The 1,537-nt window shown below is 40.6% G+C and carries 2 protein-coding genes; both read right to left on the reverse strand.

All coding sequences use genetic code 11. The annotated features are described in order from the left end of the window. Positions 1-164: 164 nt before the first annotated feature. Positions 165-665 (reverse strand): pilin, encoded by a 501-nt coding sequence (locus tag NSCA4_RS0112135; RefSeq protein WP_016688359.1) that lies wholly within the window; start codon positions 663-665, stop codon positions 165-167. Positions 666-1,183: 518 nt separating this feature from the next. After that, positions 1,184-1,537, reverse strand: a 354-nt coding sequence (locus NSCA4_RS15850; RefSeq protein WP_218015751.1) for a hypothetical protein, incomplete at its 5' end; no start/stop codon positions are given.

Consider the following 1,537-nt stretch of genomic DNA (forward strand, 5'->3'; position numbering starts at 1 on the left):
TTGTCGGATACAAGTATCCGACCTACGTCGAAACCGAACAATTTATGTAGGTCGGATTCTCGAATCCGACATTTCAATCATTCCCGAGGCCTTTTTGTCGGATACGAGTATCCGACCTACGTCAAAACCCCGCCCGAAGGCGGGGTTTGCTATTCAAGCCCGAATTAGCGGCAAGAAGCAGGCAGGTATTTGGCTTGGATACCATTTGTACCAGCAGCGGCACATTTCCAACCTTTGATACCACCATTCAACAAACCTTTACTTGTAAAGTTCTCTTTTGCCATCGGGGTTTGGTATTTATCATCAGCATAAGGAGTAAATGCCAATTTAACATTAGTACCCAATTGAGCAATGTTACGGGCTTCCACGGTAATAACACCATTCTCATCTGTGGTAATACCTTTAACATACTGAGTAGAAGTTGCATTAGTTGTACCTTCTTCACCACAGCCGAAACCATTTGCAGCAGGCTCTGTAGCCAAACCGGTTTGAGAAGCTTCGGTAATTGCGGTACGGCATTGGGAAGCAGCCAATACAACTTCAGATACTTTGGCGCGTGCGGTGTAGTCTTGGTAAGCAGGCAGGGCGATAGCGGCCAGGATACCGATAATTGCTACGACGATCATCAATTCGATCAGGGTGAAACCTTTTTGGATTGCTTTCATTTAATAAACTCCAGTTTAAAAAGTGTTGTGAATAAAAATGTTTGTTGTTAAAAAACCGTAATGTGTTTGGCTCTCTTGTTTTATGAGTAAAACCATCAAGTAGAAGGAATATACAGCTTCCCGATTCGGGCTTCGTTACTTCGTTTCCCTTGCCGGACGTAATGTATCAAGCAGGGGATGTGCCAAGTCTGGATTTTTTTGGATTTTTTATGAAAATATTTTGTAATTTTATGTTTTTAATAGGTTTAAATTTGTTTTAAGGATGTTTTCGGGCAGATTCGGGTTTTTTTATGACGTAGAATTTTTTGGGGGATATGACGTGTTTTGTCATTTTTGAGAAAAAAAGGGAAACGTTTTATGTCATATGACGCATTTCGTCACTTTCATACCTATTTTAATAATATTGAAATGGATTTGATAAACGGTATAGCTTTTAGACAAACGGTATTTTGAAGTTTTATATATTTTTAATATGATGATTTTATGTTAATTTTTTACAAGAATTTGATAAGCGGATTTTAATTTGGATAAACGGTCATTTTTAAAATGGAATTATAGATATTTGGTTTATTTTTGAACGTTTCATTTGAATAAAACCGTCGTCTGAAAATATGACTGGTTTCGCCGGTAAAACATAAACGCCCTGCCGAGACCAATGTCTCCGCAAACCGCATCCGTAGGCAAAGCCCATACTGCGGTAATCGTTGAATATTTCTGAAAATCAGAGGTCTGGATTCCCGCCTGCGCGGGAATGACGGCACGGTTGGCAGGTATGTAGGAACTGTTTTTTCAGACGACTTGCGGGTGTCTGCAAGCGGCATCCGTAGCGTGGGCTTTGCCCGCGAGAATATGAGAGACCCGCGCAACTGATA

Source organism: Neisseria sicca 4320, assembly GCF_000193735.1.
Classification (GTDB): Bacteria; Pseudomonadota; Gammaproteobacteria; order Burkholderiales; family Neisseriaceae; genus Neisseria; species Neisseria sicca_E.